A 6,890-nucleotide genomic window follows, 5' to 3' on the forward strand; every position below is an offset into this window, starting at 1 on the left:
AAGCGGTCATGGATGATGCGTCCTGAAACTCATGGCCAGCGAAACAGCGACATTCGGGCTATTGGGGTTTACCGTCACGCTTTGACGCGACGGATTGATGACAAGATCCATATCTTCCATCGGAATGGCCCCGAGCAGGGGCTGATCTCCCAGCACCAGCGCCCCGACCAGACATTGGCGATTCCCAAAACGGATTTTGACCGGGCCAACATAATCCACCATCTGGCGGCTGCCGTTGGCGACGGTCACTTCGCGCTGGTCGAGGACGGGCAAGTCCAATTGGGTCGCAACATGCTGCGGAATGCACAGATGCAGCGCGCCGCTGTCGACCAGGGCGTTGACCGTCATCGGCAGCAGGTCATCCTGCCGTGCATTGGCGAGTTCGATATCGGCGTGCACCAACCCCATTATTCCGCCGCCTCCGCAAATTCGACGCCGTGGACCAGTTCGGCCGAGCATTGCTGCATCGTCGGGCTGGCGCGGCAGATGGCATTGGTGAGGTAGAAATCCTTGATCGGCGACCCGAATTCGCCGGTCGCGCCGGTCGGCAGCGATGGCATGGACCAGCCATAATCGGCCAGACCCTCGATACCCAGCGCCGGCACGGCCTTGACCATTTCCGCCCGCAGCGCATCGAAGCTGTCGAACGGCAGCTTGACGCCCATCACGTCGGATAGCGCGCGCAGGATCGACCAGTCTTCACGGGCATCGCCCGGCGCGAACACGGCCTTTTCGCCACGCTGCACGCGGCCCTCCAGATTGACATAGGTGCCTGCCTTTTCGGCATAGCTGGCACCCGGCAGGATCACGTCGGCGGCATGCGCGCCCTTGTCGCCATGATGGCCGACATAGACTTTGAAGCTGTCGGGGAAAGCGGCATAATCGACTTCGTCGGCACCCAGCGCAAAGAGCAGCTTGGGGCTAGCCGCCGCGATCGCCTTGATCCCGCCAGCGGTTGCGAAGCCGAGCATCAGCCCGCCCATGCGCGACGCCGCGAAATGCAGGACGTTATACCCGTTCCAGCCGTCCTTGATGAGTCCCAGCGTCTCGACCAGCGCCAGCGTGTCGCCATGCGCGCCGTCCTTGGCGAGCACGCCGCCGCCCACGATCACCGCGGGCCGCGCGGCCTTGCCGAACGCCTCGACCACCGCCTCCGGCAGCTTGGCGAGCAGCGATGCGTCATTGCCCAGCCATTCGACCTTGTAGGTCAGATCGACTTCCGGCCCGACGGCGAAGACCTTCGCGCCCGTCTTGATCGCCTTGCGGATGCGGGTGTTCACCAGCGGCGCTTCCCAGCGCAGGTTGGTCCCGACCAGCAGGATCATATCCGCCGTCTCAATGCCGTTGAGCGTCGTGTTGAAATTCACCGCGCCCAGCGACGACACGTCATAGGCGAGGCCGGTCTGACGCCCTTCGAGCATTGCGCCGCCCAGCTTTTCGACCAGAACCTTACCCGCGAACATGGTTTCGCAATCGAGCAGATCACCCGCAATCGCCGCCACGCTGCCGCCATGCGGCACCGCAGCGATCGCCGCAAAAGCCTCGTTCCAGGTCGCCGGCACCAGCTTGCCGCCCTTGCGGACATAAGGCTTGTCGAGCCGCTTGCGGACTAGGCCATCGACATTGTGCCGGGTCTTGTCCGACGCCCATTCCTCGTTCACGTCATCGTTGATGCGCGGCACCGCGCGCAGCACCTGACGGCCCCGGCTGTCCAGGCGGATGTTGGTGCCGACCGCATCCATCACATCGATGGCGTGGGTCTTCTTCAATTCCCACGGCCGCGCTTCGAACGCATAGGGCTTGCTCGTCAGCGCACCGACCGGGCAGAGATCGACCACATTGCCGGACAGCTCGCTCTTGGCGGCATGTTCCAGATAGGTGGTGATCTGCATATTTTCGCCGCGATAGATGGCGCCGATTTCCGGCACGCCCGCGACTTCTTCGGCAAAGCGCACGCAACGGGTGCACTGGATGCAGCGGGTCATGACCGTCTTGACGATCGGCCCCATATTCTTCTCGGTCACCGCGCGCTTATTTTCGTCATAGCGCGACGCGCCGCGACCATAAGCGACCGACTGGTCCTGCAGGTCGCATTCGCCACCCTGGTCACAAATCGGGCAATCGAGCGGATGGTTGATGAGGAGGAACTCCATCACCCCTTCGCGCGCCTTCTTAACCATTTCGCTGTCGGTGCGGATGTCCTGCCCCTCGGCAGCGGGCAGCGCGCACGACGCCTGCGGCTTTGGCGGGCCAGGCTTCACTTCGACCAGGCACATGCGGCAATTGCCCGCGATGGACAGCCGCTCATGATAGCAAAAGCGCGGAATTTCTTTCCCCGCCAGCTCGCACGCCTGGAGGACCGTCGCGCCCGCCGGGACTTCCAGTTCTACGCCATCGACTTTGACTTTAGGCATCAGTGGGAAGCCTCTTTTGAAACATAGGCGAAGCGATCACCCTTACGCTGATGATACAGCGCCTCGGCAACGGCTCCCCGCAATATAATGGGGGACAAGCGGATGGTTTGACCTGTCGCCAAACAGGATGCCAGGGTCGCGGACAAATTGCCCAACGCCTGCTTCTCATCCGCCGAATTAGAATCAGTGCGCAACAACGCGTCAGCATCGGGAGAATTACGCAGCGCGACACACACACCATATTCCATAATGGGGTCGAAATCCACACGGCCGGTGAACTCGGCCTTGGGGTTGGCGGTCATCGTGCCTGTCGTCTGGAAATCCCGTCGATACAGTTGCTGCGCCAAAGCGCCCCGCATATTTTGATAGTTCATGCGCAGCTTGCCCGCACGACCAATGCAGTTGGCGCGTTTGTCGCTTAGCTTGAGCAACAAGGCATGCTCATTCTGCGATTTTACCGGCGTGTCGAGCAAATCCCTGACAGGATCAGGATTACCCCTGACGACACATTGCGCGAATGCGTCCATCCGGTCGATCGCATAGCGCTGATCACCAGCCGTTGCCGCCGTTGCAACCACCGACGTGAATGCCAAGCAGGGCAGCATATAGAGCGTGGAGTAAGTGCGCGATGACATCACTCCGCCGCCTCCATCACAGGCATGCCGCGCTCGTTGATCCGGCGCTCAATCTCAGGCCGAAAATGCTTGATCAAGCCCTGGATCGGCCAGGCGGCCGCGTCGCCGAGCGCGCAGATGGTGTGACCTTCGACCTGCTTGGTGACCTGATGCAGCATGTCGATTTCGGACAGTTCGGCCTCGCCGGTGCGCAGCCGTTCCATCACCCGCCACATCCAGCCCGTGCCTTCGCGGCAGGGGGTGCATTGGCCGCAGCTTTCATGCTTGTAAAAATAGGACAGCCGCGAAATGGCGCGGACGATGTCGGTGGACTTGTCCATGACGATAACGGCGGCGGTGCCGAGGCCGGAGCCGAGCGCCTTCAACCCGTCAAAGTCCATCGGCGCGTCCATGATTTCGCGCGCGGGGACCAAGGGGACCGAGGAGCCGCCGGGAATGACCGCGAGCAGATTGTCCCACCCACCCCGAATGCCGCCGCAATGGCGGTCGATCAGTTCGCGGAACGGGATCGACATCGATTCCTCGACCACGCAGGGCTTGTTCACATGGCCGCTGATCTGGAACAGCTTGGTGCCGCGATTGCCCTCGCGCCCGAAGCGGTTGAACCAGGCCGCGCCGCGCCGCAGGATCGTGGGCGTAACCGCGATGCTTTCGACATTGTTGACCGTGGTGGGGCAGCCGTAGAGGCCCGCGCCTGCCGGGAAAGGCGGCTTGAGACGGGGTTGGCCCTTCTTGCCTTCCAGGCTTTCGATCTGCGCGGTTTCCTCGCCGCAGATATAGGCGCCTGCGCCGCGATGGACGAAGACGTCGAAATCATAGCCCGAACCGCAGGCATTCTTGCCGATGAAGCCCTTGGCATAAGCCTGCTCGACGGCGGCGAACAACACCTTGGCCTCGTATATGAACTCGCCACGAATATAGATATAGGCGGCGCGCGCGCGCATCGCGAAACCGGCGATCAGCGCGCCTTCGATCAGCTTGTGCGGATCGTGGCGGACGATTTCGCGGTCCTTGCAACTGCCCGGCTCGGATTCGTCGGCGTTGATGACCAGGAAACTTGGACGACCATCCTTGCTTTCCTTGGGCATGAAGCTCCACTTCATGCCGGTCGGGAAGCCCGCGCCGCCACGGCCGCGCAGGTTCGACGCCTTGATGATGTCGATGATCGCGTCCTGGCCCAGGCTCAACAGATCCTTGGTATTGTCCCAATCGCCGCGTTTCATCGCCGCGTCGATGGCCCAATCCTGGAAACCATGGACGTTGGTGAAGATGCGATCCCTGTCCTCCAGCGGGCCGACGAACGGCGGAGGAGGCGGCGCAGCAATTGCGGTGTCGTCGGCCATCAGCGGCCCTTTCCGATCAGTTTTTCAGCCACGAAATAAGCGACAACGGCGAGGCCCAGCCCGATGACGAGCCCCAGCACCGCGCCGATGACCTTGAGCGCGATCACGAAGATGATGAGGCCAAGGATGATGGCGATGAGGGTGCTCATGCGGACACCCCACAGTTCCGTTCGCCCTGAGCGAAGTCGAAGGGTTCGGCTGAGCGAAGCGAAGCCACTTCGACAAGCTCAGTGGAGGGCTTCGACAAGCTCAGCCCGAACGGGGTTGGGTGGATTGCTTTCACGCCCACTCCCCCCGATAATCATGATTTTCAGCGACCATGTCCTTCAACGCGGTCGGGCCACCCTCCGGGCAACTCGTCTGGCGCTCGATCTGCGGGCCGATCTTCGGTTGCCCGCCAGCAGCCAGCGTTTCCAGCACCGCGCTCATACTGTCATAGGTCAGGTCTTCGAAATTATCGTCGTTGATCTGGACCATCGGCGCATTGGCGCAGGCACCCAGGCACTCGACTTCGGTCAGCGTGAACAGGCCGTCGGGCGTGGTCGCACCCTTGACCAGACCCTTGTTCTTGCACGCCGCGAACACATCGTCGGAACCGCGCAACATGCAGGGCGTCGTGCCGCACACCTGCACATGATAGCGGCCGACCGGCGCGAGATTATACATCGTATAGAAGGTCGCGACTTCGTAAACGCGCATGTAGGGCATATCGAGCTGATCGCCGATAAACTCCATCACCGGCACGGGCAGCCAGCCTTGCGTCTGCGTCTCCGCGCCGACCTGCCGCTGGGCGAGATCGAGCAGCGGCATGACCGCCGATTGCTGGCGACCGGCGGGGTAGCGCGCGATGATGGTCTTCACCTGCTCGGCATTCTCCGCCGTCCACGCGAAATTGCCCCAGCGCGCGCGGGTTTCGGTTTCGTCGGGGATATGGGGTGCGTCAGCCATTAGTTCACCGTCATCCCAGCGAACGCTGGGATCTCACTGCCTTGAGGAGCAGCGTCAAAGAAAAGAGGGATCCCAGCCTTCGCTGGGATGACGAGAGGGGAATAACTCATCGGTCACACTCCCCGAACACGATGTCCATCGCGCCCAGGACGGCGGTGGTGTCGGCGAGCATATGGCCCTTCAGCATGAAGTCCATCGCCTGCAAATGCGAGAAGGCGGTCGGGCGGATCTTGCAGCGATAGGGCTTGTTGGAGCCGTCCGCGACCAGATAGACGCCGAACTCGCCCTTCGGGCTTTCCGTCGCGACATAGACTTCACCCGCGGGCACATGGAAGCCCTCGGTATAGAGTTTGAAGTGATGGATCAGTGCTTCCATCGACCGCTTCATTTCGCCGCGCTTGGGCGGCGAGACCTTGCGGTCGAAGCTGGCGATCGGACCTTCGGGCATGTCCTGCAAACATTGCTTCATGATGCGCGCGGACTGGCGGACTTCCTCGACGCGGACCATGAAACGGTCATAACAATCGAAATTGGTGCCGACAGGCACGTCGAAATCGACCCGGTCATAGACGTCATAGGGCTGCGACTTGCGGATATCCCAGGGGATGCCCGAACCGCGGATCATCGGACCGGAAAAGCCCCATTTCAGCGCGTCTTCCTTGCTGACCACGGCGATGTCGACATTGCGCTGCTTGAAGATGCGGTTGTCGGCGACCAGGCTGATTGCATCCTCGAACAGGCGCGGCAGGCGGGTGTCGAGCCAGTCGGCAATGTCGGTCAGCAGCTTGAGCGGCACATCCTGATGCACGCCGCCGGGCCGGAAATAGGCGCTGTGCATGCGGGCGCCTGACGCGCGCTCAAAGAAGTTGAGGCAATCCTCGCGGATTTCGAACATCCACAGGTTCGGCGTCATCGCGCCGACGTCCATGACGTGCGAGCCCAGGTTGAGCATATGATTGCAGATGCGGGTCAGTTCCGCGAAGAACACGCGCAGATATTGCGCGCGCAGCGGCACTTCCAGGTTCAGCAGTTTCTCGATCGCCAGCACATAGCTATGCTCCATGCCGAGCGGCGAACAATAATCGAGCCGGTCGAAATAGGGCAGCGCCTGCAGATAGGTCTTATATTCGATCAGCTTCTCTGTGCCGCGATGCAGCAGGCCCACATGGGGGTCGCAGCGTTCGACGATCTCGCCCTCCAGCTCCATGACGAGGCGCAACACGCCGTGCGCCGCGGGATGCTGCGGGCCGAAATTGATCGTATAATTCTGGATTTCGGTATCGCCGTAGGTCGGGTCCGACGCATCGGTGCGATGCTCCAGTTCGTCGAGATAATCAGCCATTACGCCTTATCCTCCGGCTTGGCGACGCCTTCGCCTTCATCGGTGGCCGAAGCCGCCTTGGTCGGCGCGTCGTCCGACTTGACTTGCGACGCCGTATTCGCCGCTTCGCCAGCCCCGGTGTCCGCCTTCTTCTCAGTGGTCTTGGGCGTCGATGCCGCCGGTTCGCCCTTGGGCGCAGCGGGCGGCGGCGGCGGCGCGGCGGCCGGTG

Annotated in this window: 7 protein-coding genes and 1 pseudogene; all 8 read right to left on the bottom strand. The window is 62.1% G+C overall.

The annotated features are described in order from the left end of the window. Positions 1-6: 6 nt before the first annotated feature. Complete coding sequence (locus BF95_RS19035; protein ID WP_327195482.1) at positions 7-459, bottom strand: clan AA aspartic protease; 453 nt, start codon at positions 457-459, stop codon at positions 7-9. Beyond that, positions 408-2,414, bottom strand: coding sequence for an NADH-quinone oxidoreductase subunit NuoG (gene nuoG, locus BF95_RS19040; protein WP_043153509.1), 2,007 nt, complete (start codon positions 2,412-2,414; stop codon positions 408-410). Before nuoG ends, BF95_RS19035 begins: the two co-directional genes overlap by 52 nt. Continuing rightward, positions 2,414-3,049 carry a hypothetical protein gene (locus tag BF95_RS19045; protein WP_051520122.1) on the bottom strand — a complete coding sequence of 212 codons (636 nt, stop codon included), beginning with the start codon at positions 3,047-3,049 and terminating at the stop codon, positions 2,414-2,416. Before BF95_RS19045 ends, nuoG begins: the two co-directional genes overlap by 1 nt. Continuing rightward, positions 3,049-4,392, bottom strand: coding sequence for an NADH-quinone oxidoreductase subunit NuoF (nuoF, locus tag BF95_RS19050; RefSeq protein WP_043153511.1), 1,344 nt, complete (start codon positions 4,390-4,392; stop codon positions 3,049-3,051). Before nuoF ends, BF95_RS19045 begins: the two co-directional genes overlap by 1 nt. Then, positions 4,392-4,541 (bottom strand): hypothetical protein, encoded by a 150-nt coding sequence (locus BF95_RS28395; protein WP_200867011.1) that lies wholly within the window; start codon positions 4,539-4,541, stop codon positions 4,392-4,394. The genes nuoF and BF95_RS28395 overlap by 1 nt, the downstream gene beginning before the upstream one ends. Before the next feature lie 130 nt (positions 4,542-4,671). Continuing rightward, the gene (locus BF95_RS19055) at positions 4,672-5,340 is read right to left on the bottom strand and encodes a complex I 24 kDa subunit family protein (protein ID WP_043153513.1); all 669 of its coding nucleotides are present in this window, start codon (positions 5,338-5,340) and stop codon (positions 4,672-4,674) included. 106 nt (positions 5,341-5,446) lie between these two features. Further along, positions 5,447-6,682: an NADH-quinone oxidoreductase subunit D gene (locus BF95_RS19060; protein WP_043153516.1), complete on the bottom strand. Its 1,236-nt coding sequence runs from the start codon at positions 6,680-6,682 to the stop codon at positions 5,447-5,449. Beyond that, positions 6,682-6,890 (bottom strand): annotated as a pseudogene (locus tag BF95_RS19065) (NADH-quinone oxidoreductase subunit C); the annotation flags it as partial. The pseudogene BF95_RS19065 and the gene BF95_RS19060, both read right to left, overlap by 1 nt.

This window comes from Sphingobium sp. Ant17 (assembly GCF_000588875.1).
GTDB lineage: Bacteria > Pseudomonadota > Alphaproteobacteria > Sphingomonadales > Sphingomonadaceae > Sphingobium.